This is a genomic window from Pseudoalteromonas sp. AWH4_217 (genome assembly GCF_056161105.1).
The window spans coordinates 18,241-38,707 of the sequence record NZ_JBSWYM010000026.1; the positions used below are offsets into that span (position 1 = coordinate 18,241).

The 20,467-nt window shown below is 48.0% G+C and carries 15 protein-coding genes; 8 read left to right on the forward strand and 7 right to left on the reverse strand.

From position 1 onward, the window contains the following. Nucleotides 1–8: 8 nt before the first annotated feature. The 4 genes from ACXAH1_RS22110 to glmU form a co-directional block, all read right to left on the reverse strand. A complete protein-coding gene (locus ACXAH1_RS22110) occupies nucleotides 9–1,223 on the reverse strand; it encodes a lanthionine synthetase C family protein (protein ID WP_253049309.1) in 1,215 nt (404 codons plus the stop codon). Nucleotides 1,224–1,405: 182 nt separating this feature from the next. After that, the gene (locus ACXAH1_RS22115; RefSeq protein ID WP_475199708.1) at nucleotides 1,406–3,550 is read right to left on the reverse strand and encodes a peptidase domain-containing ABC transporter; all 2,145 of its coding nucleotides are present in this window, start codon (nucleotides 3,548–3,550) and stop codon (nucleotides 1,406–1,408) included. A 30-nt stretch (nucleotides 3,551–3,580) separates the two neighbouring features. Beyond that, nucleotides 3,581–4,825 carry an HlyD family secretion protein gene (locus tag ACXAH1_RS22120; RefSeq protein ID WP_253049312.1) on the reverse strand — a complete coding sequence of 415 codons (1,245 nt, stop codon included), beginning with the start codon at nucleotides 4,823–4,825 and terminating at the stop codon, nucleotides 3,581–3,583. 156 nt (nucleotides 4,826–4,981) lie between these two features. Next, entirely contained in the window at nucleotides 4,982–6,343 is a 1,362-nt protein-coding gene (glmU, locus tag ACXAH1_RS22125) for a bifunctional UDP-N-acetylglucosamine diphosphorylase/glucosamine-1-phosphate N-acetyltransferase GlmU (protein WP_475199713.1), read from the reverse strand. Between the two features lie 1,238 nt (nucleotides 6,344–7,581). On the opposite strand from glmU, the gene ACXAH1_RS22130 reads away from it, so the two are divergent. The 8 genes from ACXAH1_RS22130 to ACXAH1_RS22165 all read left to right on the forward strand — a co-directional run bounded on the left by ACXAH1_RS22130 (nucleotide 7,582) and on the right by ACXAH1_RS22165 (nucleotide 17,059). After that, the gene (locus ACXAH1_RS22130; protein WP_253049316.1) at nucleotides 7,582–7,689 is read left to right on the forward strand and encodes a class III lanthipeptide; all 108 of its coding nucleotides are present in this window, start codon (nucleotides 7,582–7,584) and stop codon (nucleotides 7,687–7,689) included. 35 nt (nucleotides 7,690–7,724) lie between these two features. Then, the gene (locus ACXAH1_RS22135) at nucleotides 7,725–7,832 is read left to right on the forward strand and encodes a class III lanthipeptide (RefSeq protein WP_253049316.1); all 108 of its coding nucleotides are present in this window, start codon (nucleotides 7,725–7,727) and stop codon (nucleotides 7,830–7,832) included. Between the two features lie 34 nt (nucleotides 7,833–7,866). Further along, nucleotides 7,867–7,980, forward strand: coding sequence for a class III lanthipeptide (locus tag ACXAH1_RS22140; RefSeq protein ID WP_253111126.1), 114 nt, complete (start codon nucleotides 7,867–7,869; stop codon nucleotides 7,978–7,980). Between the two features lie 173 nt (nucleotides 7,981–8,153). Further along, nucleotides 8,154–10,808 carry a class III lanthionine synthetase LanKC gene (gene lanKC, locus ACXAH1_RS22145; RefSeq protein ID WP_475199715.1) on the forward strand — a complete coding sequence of 885 codons (2,655 nt, stop codon included), beginning with the start codon at nucleotides 8,154–8,156 and terminating at the stop codon, nucleotides 10,806–10,808. Between the two features lie 79 nt (nucleotides 10,809–10,887). Further along, the gene (locus ACXAH1_RS22150; protein WP_475199717.1) at nucleotides 10,888–12,477 is read left to right on the forward strand and encodes an ATP-binding cassette domain-containing protein; all 1,590 of its coding nucleotides are present in this window, start codon (nucleotides 10,888–10,890) and stop codon (nucleotides 12,475–12,477) included. Nucleotides 12,478–12,647: 170 nt separating this feature from the next. Beyond that, entirely contained in the window at nucleotides 12,648–13,904 is a 1,257-nt protein-coding gene (locus ACXAH1_RS22155; protein ID WP_475199719.1) for an efflux RND transporter periplasmic adaptor subunit, read from the forward strand. 25 nt (nucleotides 13,905–13,929) lie between these two features. Continuing rightward, nucleotides 13,930–14,640, forward strand: coding sequence for an ABC transporter ATP-binding protein (locus ACXAH1_RS22160; RefSeq protein ID WP_475199722.1), 711 nt, complete (start codon nucleotides 13,930–13,932; stop codon nucleotides 14,638–14,640). Continuing rightward, the gene (locus ACXAH1_RS22165) at nucleotides 14,633–17,059 is read left to right on the forward strand and encodes an ABC transporter permease (RefSeq protein ID WP_475199725.1); all 2,427 of its coding nucleotides are present in this window, start codon (nucleotides 14,633–14,635) and stop codon (nucleotides 17,057–17,059) included. Before ACXAH1_RS22160 ends, ACXAH1_RS22165 begins: the two co-directional genes overlap by 8 nt. A gap of 1,013 nt (nucleotides 17,060–18,072) precedes the next feature. Here ACXAH1_RS22165 and ACXAH1_RS22170 read toward each other — a convergent pair. From ACXAH1_RS22170 to ACXAH1_RS22180, 3 genes are all read right to left on the reverse strand, one after another. Then, nucleotides 18,073–18,759 (reverse strand): helix-turn-helix transcriptional regulator, encoded by a 687-nt coding sequence (locus ACXAH1_RS22170; protein WP_475199728.1) that lies wholly within the window; start codon nucleotides 18,757–18,759, stop codon nucleotides 18,073–18,075. 847 nt (nucleotides 18,760–19,606) lie between these two features. After that, nucleotides 19,607–20,185: a hypothetical protein gene (locus tag ACXAH1_RS22175; RefSeq protein ID WP_475199731.1), complete on the reverse strand. Its 579-nt coding sequence runs from the start codon at nucleotides 20,183–20,185 to the stop codon at nucleotides 19,607–19,609. 112 nt (nucleotides 20,186–20,297) lie between these two features. Continuing rightward, complete coding sequence (locus ACXAH1_RS22180; RefSeq protein ID WP_253111154.1) at nucleotides 20,298–20,435, reverse strand: hypothetical protein; 138 nt, start codon at nucleotides 20,433–20,435, stop codon at nucleotides 20,298–20,300. Nucleotides 20,436–20,467: the final 32 nt, after the last annotated feature.

A 20,467-nucleotide genomic window follows, 5' to 3' on the forward strand; every position in this document is an offset into this window, starting at 1 on the left:
CTTACTCCCTATGCCATTAACAAACAATCAACCCAGCCAGTATCATCATCAAACAGAGAAGTCAGAGCTGCACCAATACCGGCATAACCCATCAGGAAGCCAAAGTCTTCATGGTACTCTTTGTCTATGCCGTTAAAGGAATAGAGAGACTCAACCCCGCGTTCTGCATACTGCGCTAACGAGTAATCAACCCAATACTGCATTGCCTGTACAAAACGAGGATGCGGCATTAACTGGTTCAGGATTTGATAGATCAGTGCCATACCATAATAGCCATGACATACGCCGGCATCGGTGATGTGACCGGATTTTTCATCGCGCCCAGCGGCATGCAGGCCAATTTCCAGTGCCCGCTCAATATAGCTTGGGCGGTCCAGTGCCTGACCAACACGTGCCAATGTCATCGCAATGGTGAGGTCGCCATAACACCATCCCAGACGAGACTGATGGTCGTTGCCTGCACATGAACCAAAACATGAATGTGAGTCGCTGTCCGGGCTTTGCTGTTCCAGCAACCAGTCACAGCCCCCAAGCAGCAGCTTGGTCACGCGCTCCTTCAGGGATGGAATATGAACCGCCGGCAATAACGCTGCAATAATACCGGGCACGCCATGCGCAAGGCCGAGGTTGTACTCCGGCTCTTTGGGCTCATCTTTATTAAAACGGTAGACCGACTCTTCAGGCTGAGACCAGGCAATATGGCCATTGTCAAAATGGGTTGCGGTGCTTTCTAATCCGTTGACAATCACTTCATACAGCGCGCTCTGGTCAGACTGTCTGCTGCGACGAGCCGCGTACGGCGCAAATCCGGAAAGCCCCAGCACCATTTCAATTTCGCCACGCCAGGGCTGATGATCCAGAGACTGACGGAATAGTTCGTCAATTTCCTCGAGTAGCTCAGGGTCGTAATTTTCTTGATCAGACTGGTTCAGGTACTCAAGCAACCACGCTTGCCCCGCCAGACCGTTACTTAATTCAAAACTTTGCTGGTCCAGGCCTTCTTGCAGTTCCTCTAACTTTTGAGCAAACAGCGCTTCATCGACCAGGCTCGCGTCATATTCATACGCTTTATACAAAAACAGTAGCTGACCTGCTAGGCCGCTGAGCAGGCCATGAGGCAACTCCGTATCACGGATGTGTGCACTGACTTTGTCAGCCATAATGGACAGAATGGTGTGGATAGTGTCGCGCTGCTGCGTCGACAATGAAAATTGCTCCGGCATGTTCATCCTTAATCTATTCGTCATTCGTTATTGTTATCGTGTCATTGACGCAATACGCGCATCAACGATGCACGTATTGTCATCTGTACCTTTGTTATCTTTCCGACGTTAACCCAAATTCTTCGCCTGCTCAACCACCGCCAATCAAATTTTTTACAAAATAAAAACAATCAGACTGGCAGTTACTCACAAACAGACTCTTCCTCCTGCTCCTGGGCATCGGACAAATCGGCCTTTTTTAGCCGAACTTCCCGGTCAGCAGAGGCAATGGTTTCTTTACGGTGCGCAATAATCACCCGGGTGATATCCAAACGTGACACCGCTTCATTGATGTCGGACTCCAGGTTGGTGTCCAGGTGACTGGTTGCCTCATCCATAAACAAAATCTTAGGCTGTTTGTACAAGGCACGGGCCAGAATGATACGTTGCTTCTGACCGCCAGAAAGGCTCGACCCCATGTCGCCAATCAAGCTATCGTAGTTCATCGGCATCTGGCTGATATCATCGTGGATCGCGGCTAATTGCGCACAATACACAACGCGTTCCATATCAATTGGCGTATCGAAAAATGCGATATTGTCGGCAACTGAGCCCGACAACAGCTCATCGTCCTGCATCACCGCCGCGATTTGCTGACGATACTGGCGCGCACCGATCTGCTCCATCGGGACGCCGTCGATGAGCACTTCACCGCTTTTTGGTTGGTTCAGACCCAGCATAATTTTCAGTAAGGTTGATTTACCACAGCCAGAAGGACCTGTGATTGCCACTGATTCACCGGCAGATATGGTCAGATTCAGGTTATTCAGGACATTGGGTGTGGCATCGGAATAAGCGAAACAGATGTTACGTAGCTCAATGTGGCCCTCAACCTGGTGCTGCTTAACTTGATCCGGCTGCAGAATTTCTTTGTCGGTCAGTGCGATATCCGCAATACGATCAAAGTGCAGACCCACCATTTTAAACTCAATCAACTTTTCAATCAGGTTGGCCGTTTTGTCCATAAACTGGCGTTTATACGACATAAATGCGAACAGCATACCGGTACTGAACCCGCCATCCAGAACCAGGTGCGCTGCCAAAAACACCACCAGTATGTTTTCGATACCAAACAAAGCCCGGTTAATGGCATCGTAGCCGATCTGGAAATTCCCCAGACGAATACTCTGGTTAATGGCATTGGCATAGCGATTTTGCCACTGGCCCTCGCGCTTCACCTCTGAGCCAAACAGTTTGATGGTCTGAATGCCCCGCACGGTTTCCATGAAGTTGGAGTTTTCTTCTGCCCGCGCCATGATTTCCTGTTCGCTGATATTACGAAACGGTTTGTACATGGCAATACGTACCATGGCATACGCCACCACAGCCGTTAGTACCACCGCCGACAGCGTTGGGCTGTAAAAGAAGATCATGGCCAGCGTAATAATCGCCATCAAACCATCAATGATGGCTTCGATCACCCCGGTAGTGAGGATTTGTTTTACCTGCTGCAATGAGCCAAAGCGGGAAACCACGTCACCCATATGGCGTTTTTCGAAATAGGAAATCGGCAGTCGAACCAGATGGTGGAACAGGTTAGCCCCCAGCTGAATGTTCATCTGGTTACCAAAGTGCAGCAAAGTGAAGCCTCGCAACGCATTAGTGGCTATTTCAAATACCAGCACCAAAAAGAAACCGGTGGCGAGCACCGTCAAAAGGTTGGTATCCCCCGTCAGGATCACATCATCGATCACCAGCTGAATGTAATAAGGCGCCGCAAGGGTAAAGACCTGAAGGATGATGGACAGTAAGAAGATCAGGGTCAGCGAGCGTTTCAGCCCTGTGATACGACTCCAGAAATCCGAAAAGTGCAGACTGGGTTTCTTCTCTTTCTTTTCAAAACTTTTGGTGGGTGTCAGCTCAAGGGCAACGCCCGTAAAGTGTTTTGACGCCTCCGCCATGGTGAAGGTTTTTTCACCCGACGCGGGGTCATGGATCACGATACGCTTTTCATTGGCCTTTTTCAGGACCACAAAGTGATTCATATCCCAGTGCAAAATACACGGCGTTTGCAGTGCATCCAGATCTTCCAGCTCGATGCGCAAAGGCCGCGAACTCATCTCCAGCTTTTCTGCAAAGTGCATAATATCCAGCAGAGTCGCCCCTTCGATAGATATGCTGAACTTTTGTCTTAATGTGGTCAGATCGCTGTGGTAACCGTGATACGCCGCGACCATGGCCAGGCTGGCGAGGCCGCATTCAGCCGCCTCAGATTGTAAAATAATAGGCAGTGACTTCCTTGACCAGAACTCTAACTGCTGTACCGGTGATTCGTCTTCAACGTGCATAAAAAGCCTTTTTATTCTTGTAGTTGCAGCCTACAGCTGTCCTTTAATACTAAACACGGGATCAAATAACCAACGCAATAGGGAGCGTTCTTCAACGATGATGTCTGCATCGAGCATCATCCCCGCCCGCAGCGGTGTTGCCTTGCCGTAGGCCGTGATCTGCTGTTCTTCAAGAGAAACGACCACCCGATAAGCCGGTTGCTGTATCACCCCGGGCGTACTGGTTTCTTCTGGCAGGATCACACTGTTACTGACTTGCTGGATAGTGCCGTTATAGATACCAAACTTCTCATACGGAAAAGCGTGATATCGCAGTTTGGCTTCCTGACCCAGGTTAATAAAGCCAAAAGACGACGTTGGCACATAAATGATGGCCTGCATCTGGCTGCCCTGCGGCAAAATGCTGAGCAGGTTTTGTCCGGCATTAACGCTCTTGCCCACTTTACCCAACAGGCCAGTAACCACACCCGCTTTGGGCGCACGCAACTCACCGAGGCGTTGCTGTTCAACGGACGATAATTGGATTTGCAAATCGGCCTGCTGCGATTCCAGCTGGCTTAAGCGTTCATCGTGTTGCAGCGGAAGTTTTTCCAGATCGGTGTCGTACTGCTGAATTTGCGCAGCCAACGTCAGCCGTTCTGACTGGATACTGGACGACTGTTGCTGCAACGACAGCAAGGTGTCTTTTTGTCTTTGCAGCTCTAGCTCAGAAATATAGCCCGTGCCTTTTAGCGTACTGATCTGACCGACCATCTGCTGATTCAGCTGTAATCGCTTTTCAAAGGTGCTGGCCTGACTGTCCAGCTCTTTCAGACGTGCTTCTGCCGTGGCTCTCTGTTGTCTCAGTTCAGTGAGTTCCAGCACATGCTGGCGCTTTTGTTGACTGATCTGCTGCTGTAGATTGCGCAACTGAAAACTATACTGATTGAGTAGTGCCTGGTTGAGCTCTAGTGACTGAGTGCTGTGCTTAGCAGATGCCACCCGTAACAATGGCTGATCGGCTTCGACATAGTCTCCCTCAGAAACCAGCACTTCAGCAATGATCCCTGTCTGAGGCGCAACCAGTTTTAACACCCCTGTATTAGGTTCAATCACTCCGGATACGCGCTCTTTGCGCGCATAGCTACCGCTGGCAAGAAAAATGATACTTACAATTACGACGATCAGGATAAGTAAAGTCAGTGTCTTGAACACGGGTGGTTGAACTAAACTTACAGCTCCTTCTAGTCGGTGTCTTTTACTCTCTAATACTTCTTTTCTAAAGAGATTTTCCATAATTACCTAACACCCGATTGTTTGAGTTTTTATTGTTAAATTTTAATTAACCCTCAGTAATGTATCACTTTGGTCATCAGAAAGGAACTCACAGTGCGATGTCTTAGCAAAACAACGACCCTAAATAAGAAACGGGAGCCTAAGCTCCCGTTTTTATTAACTCTTTTTTACTGGTCTTTGCCAGCTATCAATGTTGCGCTGTTTGCTTCTGGCCACTGCAAGTGTCTCATCACCCACTTTTGTCGTGATCACTGACCCCGCACCAACAGTCGCAGTCTTGCCAATCTCTACCGGTGCAACCAGTGAAGAATTGGAACCAATAAACGCGCCGTCGCCAATGATGGTTTTCGATTTATTCACGCCATCGTAGTTGCACGTAATGGTACCGGCGCCAATATTCACTTTTTCACCGATCTCAGCATCACCCAGATAAGTCAGGTGGTTGGCTTTTGACCCTTTACCCAGACGAGACTTTTTCATTTCGACAAAGTTGCCAATATGCGAATCCGTTTCCATGACGGCACCTGGACGTAATCTGGCAAATGGACCTAAGGTACACGCATCACCTACGACGGCTTCTTCTATCAAGGTGTTGGCTTTGATGACAACGCCACTGCCAATCTTACAGTTTTTCAGCACGCAGTTTGGACCTATTACCACATCGTCACCCAGCTCAACCTGACCTTCGAATACCACGTTCACATCAATTTGTACGTCCTGACCGGTTGTTACTTCACCACGGACATCAATACGCATCGGATCTGCAAGGCTAGCACCGTTGAGCATCAAGGTTTCTGCCTGCCACGCCTGATAAGCGCGCTCCAACCCGGCAAGCTGCACACGGTTGTTTGCCCCTTCCACTTCCATGGCATCATCCGGCTGTGCTGAGCTAATCTCCACGCCATCCTGATGAGCCATCGCGACGATATCAGTTAGATAGTATTCGCCCTGAGCATTATTATTGGAGAGCTGACCCAGCCATTTTTTCAATAGCCCACCATTCGCCGCCATAATACCAGTATTGATCTCTTGGATTGCCAGCTGGGCTTCAGTCGCATCTTTTTGTTCAACAATACCAACCAGCTTGCCATTTTCACGGATCATACGACCGTAACCCGCGGGATTGTCGAGATTGACCGTCAATACCGCCAGACCTTTCTCAGGCGTAGCATCTAACAGGCGCTGCAGAGTAGACAAGCGAGTCAGTGGTACATCGCCATACAAAACAAGCACCATATCATCATCTGCAATATGGTCTTTCGCAACGGCAACAGCGTGACCCGTACCCAATTGCTCAGCCTGATGCACCCAATTTACTGCATTGTGCTTTAGTGCCTGTTGTAGCTGCTGAGCTCCATGACCATATACAAGGTTAGTCGTACTCGCACCCAAAGCCATTGCATTATCAATGACGTGTTGCACCATCGGGCGACCTGCAACAGGGTGTAATACTTTAGGTAAGTTAGAACGCATACGAGTTCCCTTGCCCGCGGCGAGTATAACTGTAGTCAATGCCATAACATTATTCTCTTCTAAATTTGTTGTCTTCCACGAAGAGCATAGGAGTGCCTTTCCATTGCGTGGGCAACCCGCTCCATTTATGTGGCGACATTGTAGCGCTTAATTCTGCGTATTGTCAGTAATGAAAGCCCTCTTTCTGATTGCGCCTACATCAGGCCCACTCTGCATAGACTAGCAAACACAGATCACCGGCCATTGACCAGGCTCAGAATAAGGCTACCTGTCATATTCTACAGCTAGACAATAAAAATAATACCTGAGTCAGAAATAATCCCAATAAAAAGTAAAACCTGTAATAAAAGCCAGCTTATAAAAACATCAATCAACGCTATTATTTAATCACTGGCTAACGCCAAGAAGATAAAACCTAGTTTGTTACAAAACCACCCTTGGAGATAAAGATGAATATATCAAGCGACATTAAAACAGCTGAAAAAATTAGTGACGGCTTGAGTTTTGATAAAACAACAAACTTATCAAGTCATTTTTGTGAAACTAGGGTAAATCGAGCAATTTAATAAATCGGAGAGTCATTATGAACAACGTATTAAAACTTCAAGCAGTTCAGTCTGGTAACAATAACGGTGAAATCCAGGAGTGGAGCACTATTTCTAACCACTGCGGTGGTGACAGCCTGCAAAAATCACTTTAATTAAGAATAACGGGAGAATAATCATGAACAACGTATTAAAACTTCAAGCAGTTCAGTCTGGTAACAATAACGGTGAAATCCAGGAATGGAGCACTATTTCTAACCACTGTGGTGGTGACAGCCTGCAAAAATCACTTTAATTAAAAACGGGACAGTAATCATGAACAACGTATTAAAACTTCAAGCAGTTCAGTCTGGTAACAACAATGGTGAAATCCAGGAATGGAGCACTATTTCTAACCACTGTGGTGGTGACAGCCTGCAAAAATCACTTTAAATAAAAACAACAGGAAAATAATCATGAACAACGTATTAAAACTTCAAGCAGTTCAGTCTGGTAACAATAACGGTGAAATCCAGGATTGGAGCACTATTTCTAACCACTGCGGTGGTGACAGTCTGCAAAAATCACTTTAATCAAAAATAACTGGAGAATAATTATGAACAACGTATTAAAACTTCAAGCAGTTCAGTCTGGTAACAATAACGGTGAAATCCAGGATTGGAGCACTATTTCTAACCACTGTGGCGGCTCAGCGCTTAAATAAGCCTGACAACTATAACTTTGTATCGGAGATAAAAAATGAACAACGTATTGAAACTACAAGCAGTAGCAGCAGGTAAAGACAGTGCAGAAATCCAAGAGTGGAGCACTATTTCTAACCACTGTGGCGGATCAGCGCTTAAATAAGCCTGACAATTACAACTTTATATCGGAGATAGAAAATGAACAACGTATTAAAACTACAAGCAGTAGCAGCAGGCAAAGACAGTGCAGAAATCCAAGAGTGGAGCACTATTTCTAACCACTGTGGCGGCTCAGCACTTAAATAAGCCTGACAATTATAACTTTATATCGGAGATAAAAATGAACAACGTATTAAAACTACAAAGCATCACATCAGGTAACGATAACGCAGAGATCCAGGAGTGGAGCACCATTTCCAATCACTGTGGAAGCAGACTGGAAAAAGCACTTTAAGTGCTTTATGGCTGGGCTGAGAGAAAAACAGTGACTGAGTCTGAAAGGAGATAATTTCTTTTCAGATGCCTCTGGGTCAGGTTAATAATGGAATGCTTGACCAAGAGTACACACCACCTGTTTGCTCAGCTCCTTGCTATTCAAAAAAACTTTAAATAACAACAGGTGTCGGTATGTATAATAACTCTTATATGTTGGGTGATAATGAGTACTTTACTCAACCCTCAATCATGAAGCCAGACGAAACCATTGCGCAGGCAGTCTCGTCAATAGTCCCTGAATCTTGGTCAACCAAGCATCATAGTATTTGGCTCTCAGCAACACCCAGCTATCACCAACTGCCTGAGCAGGGCTTTAAAATTCACGTTTCAGCTTCCACCGAAGATGCGCTGTCTATCATTCGGGCAACCCTGCAACAATGTATAGAGTTCGACACATCATTTAAAGTTATTTGCCGCCAGGACATCGCCAACCAAATGGCCTCCAAAGCCACCGGAAGAGGCAGCTCTGGAAAACTCATCACCATTTACCCACGCAGTGTGTCCTTATTTAAACAACTGATCCAAGCCATTTATGAAGTAACAAAAGCATTTAATGGCCCTTATATCCTGTCAGATAAGCGTTATAAAGATAGTAAAGTCGTGTATTACCGTTATGGTGGCTTTAAATTATTGCCACAACAAAAAGCGGATGGCAGCCAGATTGCCTGTATCAAAAAGCCAGATGGCACGCTTATCAAAGATGAACGTGAAGCCTTTTATACATTGCCAGAGTGGGTACAGGAACCCTTTGATCTGACAAACAGCACGGATGAAAGCATCGCGCCCCTCAATGATAGATATGAAGTACTTGAAGCCCTGTCTTTTTCTAATAGTGGCGGTGTATACAAAGCAAAAGATCTGAAAACTTCACAGACGGTTGTCGTCAAAGAAGCAAGACCTTATGTGCACTTCTCAAGCGTAGCAGATCAGGGCGCGATTTACGCCGACCAAGTACTGCAGAACGAATTTAACGTGATCAAAACCCTCAGCAGCAGCCGCTACTTTCCAACCGCCATAGACTGGTTTACTGAGTGGGAACATTCATTCTTAGTAGAGGAATACATTGACGGCACGCCACTACGCAATTATCGCGGTAAAAAAGAAGTCACTTTGGTGCCATTTGTCGCAGACGTTGCCAGTGCTGAGCGATTCCAACAACATTTTATCTGGATCGCCCGCGAAACCATCGCAGCCGTGACAGAAGCACACCGCCGTGGTGTGGTCTTGGGCGATGTATCACCAAACAATATTCTGGTTGACGAACAGGCCAAAACAATCCGATTTATTGATTTCGAAGGCGCCTATCACCCGGAGCAGAATACTCAGAAGCAACGGGCTTTACTGACGACTCCCGGGTTTAGTAACGAAGACTTTATGGATACCGGTGCAACCTATAAAGGCGACTGGTTTGCTCTGGCGATGGCGTTGTACAGCATGATTTTTCCGGCGCTGCATATTTTCTCCCTGGCCCCAGAAAAACGCTGGCAGCTACTGCACAAACTACAAAATGATTGCGCCCTGAACCCCTACCTGATCGAAGTCATTCAGAAGCTGGCCGACGGTGAACCTGAACAGGCACAAAGCGCGTTAGTTAAGCTTGCCGCAACCGCCAATCCACAGCTTGCGAACGCCAGCGCGCACTTTATTACGGCCTTACCCAATTACGACCAACACCCGGTTGCAAATGCGGAGGACTTTTCGCGCCGGGTGAATAAAATCGCCGCCTTTATTTCACAGGGGATCAAGACCAACATCGATCCGCATTTTATGCCCGTCGATTATACGGCATTTGATGTCCATCCTCTGGCACTCACTTATGGATACTATGGACCCGCCGTGTTTATGGCCAAAACAGGCCATGATATTCCGCCACATTTGCTGGAGAAAATCGCCGATTTTGAAACTCAAACCTCAACCGCGGGCCTGTTCGTCGGCTACGCCGGAATGGCACTGGCAGAACTTGAGCTCGGTCGTGAAGTACAGGCTAAACGCTGGGCTGACTATGCCATTGATTCAATCAATAAGTTTGACGCGGTGAGCTTTGCACATGGCCTGGCCGGCGTAGGCTATATGTGTCTGAAGCTATATACCCGCTATCACGACGCGGTATACCTTGAGCATGCCGAGTCCATTGCACAGCAGCTTAGGCTGCGCGCTTGCGATACCGAACACGGTTGCTATTTTCCCGTTGCAGAAGAGGAAGAAACCCCGGTTGGCTTTGCACACGGCAGCGCCGGGGTCGCCCTGTTCTTGCTCTACCTAGCCAAACTGACGCATAACACAACCACACTGGAGTTTGCCAAAGCGGCGCTGGCACATGATATTCAGGCCGGTCTCACCGCAGAGGGCGAATATCAATGGGGTAAAACGGTAGACAGCAAAACCGTTCTGCCTTACTGGGAGCACGGCGCAGCAGGCATTGGTGCCGTAGTGATCCGCTTTTATCGGGAAACAGGTGATACCAGCTATCTTGAACTCGCTCAGTCAATTGCATTGTCTGCGTACTCTCGCTATTCAGTTGACCAGGGCCAGTTTATTGGCGTCTCAGGCATCGTTGAGTTTTTCATCGACCTTTATCAAATCACCGAGAATACACACTATCGTCAGGTTGCCTGCGAGATCAGTGAACGATTGACGCTGTTCTCCATCGACCGTCAGCAAGGTGAAATCTACCCAAGCCGTCACTCTGTACGCCTATCTGTGGATTATGCGTTTGGCTCTTCAGGCATCGGTATGATGCTGCACAGGCTTGCTACTGGTGGTCATCGCTTCATGCATGATTTGTAAGAAATAAGGGAGGCAGTCAGACAATATCAGACTGCCCACACGGTCCCCGGTGAACCGGGGCTATATAGGAAGTGTTTTTATGCCTATCAGTAAATCGAACTTAAAAACCGCCGGGCAATTACTGGCCCCGCAAAAGTCTCGCCTGGCATTGTTGCTGGTACTGACTGCAATTCAGGCAGTATTTTTTACTGTTGTCGATCCGCTCGCCTTAAAATGGCTGATTGATGCCATTAATGAGGGCAATCAGTCTTTCTTTATGTGGTTAGCCATCATTGTGACGTCAGTTGCCACCGGTGGTCGTCTGCTTATCTACTGGACCACACTGACAAGACAGAAAATCAAAAATACCTTACAGGAACAATTGTCGGTCGACCTGGCCAATAGCTATTATCAGCATGACTGTCAGGAGATCACCCATCATGGTCGTGGTTACTATATTTCACGCCTCTATGATGAACCGAAAAAGCTCTCAGAAATGATAGATACCCTGGTTGCATTTACGACCTGCGTCTTTATCTGTATTTCGGGCATTTCGGTGGCCATCTGGATCAGCTGGGAGATCACCCTCGCCCTGGCCATCATCCTGCCTTGCTTGTATTTTCTGGCGAATCGCTTCAGTGGCAAAATCAGTGACAGCACCAAACAACTTCAGGAGTCCGAAGCCCAATTTAAGTCGATTTTGGCGACCGTTGTCGACAGTTATAAGCATGTACGCTTGTTTTCGCTAAATGAAACGGCGCAGAGCACCATTAAATCGGGTCTACAGGCCTCACTAGATGCCCAGTATAAGAATACCCGTTACAGTGCTCTGTATCAGTCAATCAGTGCCGTTTTTCTCTCTTACACTGAGTTGGCCGTTATCATAGTCGCGGGATTTCAAGTCATCCTGGGTGTGATCACCATAGGTTCCTTATTTGCACTGACACGCGCCTTTAGCCTGATCATCAATGCGGTGGAGCAACTCTCAGCCTTGGTGCCTCGCCTGGCAACCTTAGATGCATTACTGGACCGTTATAACGAATTTAAATCGCTGGCCACAGATGCCGATGCGCACACTCCGCTCACCGACAGCGACACGATCAGCTTTAACAATGTTGACTTCGATTTTCAGGCGAAGCCCATTTTAAAGAGTACCAGCCTGACGGTTGATAAATGCGACCGCGTGTTGATCAGTGGTCCTAACGGGGCTGGCAAAAGTACTCTGGCACATTTGTTGACAGGCTTTTACACACCGAACCAGGGTGAGATATCAAAACCGGCGATGTCACACATCAGCGCCTCGTTATACCCCTTTGGTCTGCTGCCTGGCACTGTGGGGGACAATATTGACCGCATTATCGCACAAGGCGGAGATCGCCAAAAAGCAGACGAACTCATTGCAAAACTTGGCATACTGGAGTGTTTAGATAAGCCCTTTGAACGTCTGTCTGAAGGACAGAAGAAAAAGTGTCAGATAGCGATTTGCCTACTAAAAACAGCCAGTGTTTACTTGCTTGATGAACCACTGGCCAACATCGATGATGCCAGCAAAGGCGATATTCTGCAGATCATTAATGACTACACACAAAATGCGGCTTTATTGATGATAATGCACGAAGGAAACCGTTTCAGTCATATGTTTAACCGCTTTTTAAATATAGAGGGGCAAGGGAACGTTAAGCTCGTCTGACGCCTTACCTCACAGACCAAACACCGACACGGGCCGCCCATGGATGGGTAGCCCTTTTTGCGTACACCATCATGATCCTGTTGTATTTTACAGCTAACTAAGTCCCCGTCCGACAAGTATATTTAATCTACAAAGTTCACTTTAGGTTCCAAAGGGGAAAGCCCATGACCATGGATAAGAAAATCACTACTTCACGCAACACTAAACTAAAGAAGTCATTAATCTGGGCAGGTCTGTGTGGCAGTTTACTGTCAATTAGCTACGCCTATCAGGACAGCCGCTCACAGGGGCAGACACAGACCATAGATCAAAGCACCCTGGTTCACTCAGAAGTGATCCGAGGCACCTTTACCGAGCAGATCAGACTCAGAGCCAGTATTGCCCCTAAACGCGCCATTTTGCTCGATACCCTCTCAGGTGGCCGCGTTGAGGAAAAGCATGTGGAGCCCGGCGACTACGTTACCAAAGGCCAGCCTCTGGTGCGTCTGTCTAACATGTCTTTGCAACTCGATGTGATCAGCAGAGAAGCCCAGGTTACAGAACAACTTAACTTTTTACGTAATACTCAGATGACAATGGAAAACAACAAACTGAACCTGCGTCGCGACCTGTTAGAAATTGAACATCAAATCCAGCATCTGAAACGTAAACTGGACCAGGCGCTGGCACTACAAACACACCGTGCAATCACCAAAGATCAGATTGCCACACTAGAGCAAGACCTGACCTACTACGAGCAGCGCCGAGAGCTCACTTTGCAACGCCAAAAAGCGGAAAATGAGATCCGCAATATCCAGATTGAGCAGCTTGAAGACAGCGCCCAGATGTTGCAGAAAAACCTGGCTTTTGCACGTAAAAACCTCGAAGACCTGCTCGTTCGTGCGCCGGCAGATGGCTATGTGAGTGAACTGGCAGCGGAAATTGGCGAATCTAAAGCACGAGGCGATCGCCTGGGCCAAATTGATATTCCTGATATGTACAAGCTGGTTGCGGAAGTTGACGAGTACTACCTCAACCAGGTCGCCGTCGATATGAATGCCATTGCTTTGTTTGATGGTCAGCCTGTTGCACTGACTGTGACCAAGATAGACAGCCGGGTGAAAGACGCTAAGTTTCAGGTCGAACTCGACTTACCCACGGAGCTGACCCAGCTCAAGCGCGGCCAGAGCGTTGATCTGGAGTTGCACTTAGGTGATGCGCAAGCCAGCACTTTGATGTTACGCCGTGGCGCATTCTTCTCTTCAAGCGGCGGAAACTGGGTCTTTGTGCTTGATAAAGAAAGCAATAAAGCCGTCAGAAAGTCGATCCGCTTGGGCAAAAAGAACAACGACTATTTCGAAGTATTAAGTGGCCTGAACGCAGGGGATGTTGTCATCACGTCCAGCTACAGCGCGTTCAATAACGCCGACACTTTAATGCTGAACTAACACCTCAAAAAAACCGAGAACAATCATGATAAAACTAGAACAAATTAACCGGGTATTTCGCACCTCAGAGGTCGAAACCACGGCGCTACACAACATCGACCTGCATGTGGAGCAAGGCGATTTTCTTGCCATCATGGGACCTTCGGGTTGCGGAAAATCAACCTTACTCTCTATTTTAGGTATGCTAGACAGCCCCACCAGCGGCTCCTATCGATTTGCTGATCAGGCCATTGAGCACTACAGCGAACAACAGCTGGCAGAGCTAAGAAAGCGTCAGCTGGGCTTTATATTTCAGAGCTTCAACTTAATTGATGACCTGACCGTGGCGCAAAATGTTGAGCTGCCTTTGATCTATCAAAAAGTGGCTAAAAAACAACGCCAGGAAAAAGTACAGGCCATGTTGACCCGCGTCAACCTGGCCCACCGTGCCGGTCACCTTCCTCAACAATTGTCGGGTGGTCAGCAGCAACGTGTCGCCATTGCACGCGCTTTAGTGTGTAACCCAAGCCTGATCCTCGCCGATGAACCGACAGGTAATCTCGATTCACAAAATGGCGAAGAAGTGATGCAGCTTTTGCAGCAGCTTAATCGAGACGGCACCACCATAGTAATGGTGACGCACTCGGAGCAGGACGCCTTGTATGGTAACAAAACGGTCCGGCTGCTGGATGGTGAAATAATCTCGCATGAGCGCCCGGCGGCTCAGCACAGCGTGCCGGAGGCGGCATATGCTTGAACTCTATCTGATGGGCGCACTGAGGGCCTTTTTGCGGCAGAAGTTTCACCTGCTGCTTAACGTCACCGGGCTGGCCATCGGGCTGGGCGCGGCGTTATTAATCGCACTCTATAGCCAGTTTGAACTCAGCTATGATGACCACCAGCCCAATGCCAGTCATGTTTTCAGGCTAGAGCAAAGCTGGCCCTCTATGGGCCTCGATGCGCCTGTGTCTAGCCCGCTGATGGCTGAGGAATTTACCAAACTCAATGATATTGAAGCCGCATTCTACCTGCTTAATCTGAGCCAGCGTCATGGCAGCGATATTATGATCCGCGGCCAACAGCAAAAGTTAGACAAGGTATTTGCAGCCACGGATAACCTCACTCAGTTTATCGCTTTGGATATACTGCATGGCGAACTCGCGCCTGCGCTGACACAACCGGCTAAGCTCGCCCTGTCGCGAAGCCAAGCGATCCGCCTGTTTGGCCAGAGCGATGTGGTTGGTCAGACACTCGTGCAAAGTGATATTACCTGGAGTGTGGTTGCTGTCTTTGCTGACCTGCCAGACAATACTCACTTTGATTTTAATGGCCTTGCCGCCATGACCCCATCTCAGGCTGGGCAGCCTGCATTGCAAAGCAATGATGCCTATGTCTATCTGCGCACCCGGTTTGATGACTCTGCACAGCTGCCGCGTACACAACTCGAACAAGTGCTCACTGAGCAATACAACGAGATGGTATACAAGGGTAAAAACATGGTGCAGGTGACACTGTTGCCACTGCTGGATATCCACCTGTATGGCCACTCCCGGTTTGAATTCAAAGCCAATGGCTCTGCCGATAATGTCCATATCAGCATTGGCCTGAGTATCTTGCTGATCCTGGTTGCCAGCTTTAACTTTATTAATATGAGCACAGCGAAGGCGGCACAACGCGCCAAAGAAGTGGGTGTCAAAAAAGCACTGGGTGCCTCGCGTTTTCAGCTGATGCTGCAATTCTTGCTGGAATCGGTGCTGATCACCTTGATCGCCGGTTTACTGGCCCTGGTGTTTGTCGAGCTTGCATTGCCCTGGTTTAATCAGCTGGTTGATAAGTCTTTGTCACTGACCTTTACCCTCCCCTTTATTGCGCTGTTTAGTGCGACCATAGTGACGGTGGGTGTTATTGCAGGTTTATACCCGGCCCTGTTTATCGCTTCATTTGACGCAAAACGCGTGCTTAGTGGCGATCTGCAACGTGGCGCCACAGCCATTTGGGTGCGTAAGTCCTTACTGGTTGCACAAGCCGCCCTATCTATTACCCTGATCATCGCAACCTATGTGCTCTATCAGCAACTGGTCTTTCTCACCACGCTCGACACCGGCTATGCCAAAGAAAACCGCCTGGAGATCCGCGGTCTGAATGCCACTGAGGTATTTAGCCGCCACTCTGCGTTGACCAATGCCCTGCAACGCCTGGACGGTGTCACCAGTGTTGGCATCAGTGATACTGCGCTGACTAGCAGTACCAATACCTCGGCGCGATTAATCTGGCCAGGTGCCGATCCCGCCAATATGCCGATCCCTTTTATTGGCACCGGCTATCAGACGGTCGAAAATCAGGGCCTCACCTTGTTACATGGTCGGGACTTCAGTCGCCAGTTTAGTAGTGACTGGTATCAACAAGGCGATGAATCACAGCCCAGTGCCAGTATCATTATCAGTCGTGATATTGCTATGCAGGCCAATCAGGTCGACATGGACAGCATCATCGGCCAGACCTGGCGCGTGGTGATAGGCAATCAAGAGGGTCAGAGTATCCGTGCTAAAGTCGTTGGGATTGTGGAAAACATTAAAATTGGCTCCTCTCGCGATGCATCGTCTGCGCTGTTCTTTATATGTGGCTACAGCCGCATGTCGCAGGCCAACCTTGTACTGGCGCATACCCGAACCGACCTGGCACCATTGCGTCAGGAAGTTCAGCAGGTACTGCAAAAGCATCTCGGTGTAGTCGGTGCAGATGTTGAGTCAATCTCCAAGCGCTATCAGCTGCTTTATCAGGGAGATCAGCAAGCATCTAAGGTGATCTTCACCTTCACCGCCCTGGCCATTGTCCTGACTGTCATAGGTATTTTTGGTTTATCTTCTTTCAGTGCCCAGCGTCGCAGTAAAGAGGTGGCCATCCGCAAGGTATTAGGCGCCACACGTCCTCAGCTGATCAACTTATTGGCTATGGAGTATATTAAGTTAGTGCTAGGCAGTGCGGTCATCGCGTTTCCTGTGGCTTATTGGCTGGTCAGTGACTGGCTCACGAACTTTAATGAACGTGTTGCACATCCCTATGCCATTTATCTGGTCTCAGCCGCCCTGGTCGGCACTATCACCTGGCTGACCGTTGCCATACAGGTCTTTAAAACAGCCAGTACCAAACCCTCTGCAGCGCTACGGTACGAATAAAGCGCTCAGCCAACCAAATCATGATTGTAAAGGGGTTCACAGCAATGTGGCCCCTTTTTTCATGCACCGGTCAAGATCTCTGCGCATCGGCGTAAGAAAGTACTCAGCCTTATGGTGAAGCATGCTCGATAACAACAGCGCCTGTGCGTACAGCGAGGCTGCCTATATCTGTACAGGTGATAAACAACATGGTGTGAGCTTCAGCCTAACACACCAGGATAGAGTAAACAGTGTTTAGCCCCATTAAGCTGGCCGAGTTCTTCGAGCTGACCAGATATTGATGCAAACAGATATAGCGGCCTTTCACACCATATCCCACTCAAATAGGGGCAAATGCCGTATCGAAACATAAAACGCAGCCAACGCCAGCCAGATTGACACGACAGCCGTTTAAGCAGATATCCTTCAGGTCTGTGACCCGTGATTTGATCGTCGCTTGCACAGGATCAGCCTCGTTACTATCGCACAGCGCATCACTCACGCTTTAGTAGGTGCCAAAAGCAGACAAACCAAACCGATGCAACCAGTACGGGAGGGGTTATATCTGAACATGATTAAGTACCGATGGCTTATGATACTGCTGAGGTTAGTCGCTTAGCACAGAATGCACTTGCAGGTGACATGGAGCTGACCTTTGGGCGCCAGACATTAATAGCGGGAAAGTGAGGAGTGAGGGTGAAGCTCGCCGTGTTTAAAATAGGAGAGCGCGCTGTCTCGTCATCGTATAAAAACGGCAACGCTGATCCGCAGATGGTTTGTCAGTGGGGAGGCCAGTGCACCACCTCTGCGACCATGCGCTAAAAGCACATATCCACGGCGGTGCATACTTACAGATCAAACAAATCCCGTTTGGTCTCTGTAGGGAGCAGGCCACCCGATTGGTGTTCTGAAGGTCCTATCCCCCAAATGATTTCTTTACTTAATTTTTTATTTCCAAACCCGAACATGGTTATCTCCATCGTCTTTGTCGTTGGCAAGCACCTGGCTTGCATTCGCAAAAATTATGCACAAAACTAGATTAAGTTATTGATAATACACTTAACAATTGCTTGCTGGCGATTGGCACTTTGAGTTTTCTCTATACAGTTCGTCAGATGGAAATTCACCGTGCGCTCTGTAATACCCAGGATTTGGCTGATCTCCCAGGACGTTTTGCCTTCTGAAGCCCACAACAGACAGTCTCGCTCTCGCTTGGTGATTGAGAGTCTGACAGTACGGCAGCGCAAAGCAGCGTTGAGCAGGTAAGGTGACAACAGCGTCCAATACCAGTCTATGGATTCAATGCTGTTTTGCTGTGCAACGTCTTCAGGAATATTAAACACCAGCCCCCCCACGATCCCCGACACCCCCCGTAAAGGCAATGCGTAAAGATGATCAAGTTCATCCGCATGAGTCAGTAAATTCGACATAGCAGCAATACGTATACCCGACTTAAAATGGCTATACATCTGAGGCGTGTCCAGATGACTTTCTAGTGTATTGTGGTAATGGCCATATAAGTTCATATCGTACACAGTGGTAGACATAGGCATAAAATCAACAAAAGCCAGGCATTCATACCCTGACTGTGAGGCTATTTCCTGCAATGCACCAGACAATTGTTCACCTTGTTCTATCGCCTCAAACTGCTCAATAGACGACTTCAGTACATGGTTGCTGGCAAACAGGTCATGCGCATAATGTTCGAGTTGTGCTTTCATTGGCTGCTCCTTACGGATCACGTAATTGCTAGTTGGTGTTGTCAAATCAATCTAGTCTCTATACTGCGCCACTCGACGGACTTGGTCAAAATCACAAAAACAACAACATTAACTTTAATTTCAACATCTTATGAGTTTTTATTATGAATAAAACGAACTCTGTATGTATTGATAAGAGTCTATATTGAAGTCTCTTTCACCCCATATTTTTCAGCCATTTTATACTCCCCAGGTGTTCTGACTGAGTGACGCATGACATAGGCATGGAGGCACATACAAGGTGCCTGCGTTGCTGACAGCTACTCCCACAATACCGGTCCAAATTTGGTCTGGCCGACAAACAATGTGTCTACTAACCACGCTCGTCATAGCAAGCCCTTACAGATCATGACAATGGCGGCTAAACAGGCTTATTGGTCTGGGTTCGCATTATCCGGATATACGTTTTTTGCCGCCCTCATGGCGATATGATTGATATAAATCGGTTGGAACTGAACAACACCCGCAATGTATAACCGGATGATAGGATGAAGTGTTATTGCCAATGCACGTATCGAGACGACGCCCACCACTTAATAGCTTTATCACTTGCAAATCGTAGTTTGGACAAGGCTAAACAGCATTGAATGTGTGCACTATGTCGCAGTAATGGGAAGACAGTGCAATTACACCTGTGTTTAGTGCCTATACTTTGCACCTGATATGGGGTAGGCGAGCATGCCCGTCAGCTGAGGTTGAATGGTAAACCGGCTTGTCGTCAGCCGGAAAAAGAGTCGTGGCAAATTAAGCCGCCAGGTGAAACAGGCGAGAACAATGAAGAGACTGGGCTGCCACGTTACTGGCCAACTCAGTCAACAGAATGTATGTCTGACGCCAGTTTAATACTATCAGCCAAACAGGCATGGCGTTCTTTGTATAAAGAGAGTTGCGGCTTCTGACTGATTGATTTTAGGTCTGCATAGTCACCAGCTCGCACGTGCGTTGAAACCAGCAGACTACTTTGTGTCACTTCATCAACACGCATAGGCCATGCCTTAGCCTGATCGCACAACCACACAGTCTGTTGCTGGGTGATTTCCTGTACGGAGATATGCCCGGTCAGCTCATGTTTGGCCAATATACGCGCTGAACGAATAATGAATAACATTTCACCGGCAGACACTCGATAACCGGGTGACAGTTTATCACTGACATAATCGACATACCCGTCCGATTTAGATACCAGAGAATGGCGTTCATCACCGTGTTCTGGTTGGATGGTCAGTAGTACCGAGCCCTTGTCTATCCAGGTTCCATTCGTCACCAGCGGTGCAGCCAGCACGGTGACAGTATCTCTGGAGTAGTAAAACTCACTACTGGGCTCTTGCAGTGTTAACTGTCCTGCAAGCGCACCCGCAGCCAGCATGGGAAAAGTTATGTTCAGCAATGTTTTTTCCTTGAGTTCAGGCATCACGACAGCAGAGTGTGGCGACTTTAGTGACTGTTACGGCTAGGTGGACAGCACCGGATCGCTCAAAGTGATGCAAAGGTTTTGCGTATTAAGCGTCCAGCTTAGGATCGACTGATCCGGTAAAAGTCTCAGTGTTAGTACCACCTGCAATAACGCGTGTTTCTTTACTGCCCAAGATTTCTTTTTTTGACAATGTTTTTAGTTTTTTTGTTTTTAATGTAATCATCCTGACGCTCCTGCTAATTGGGTTAGTTGTGC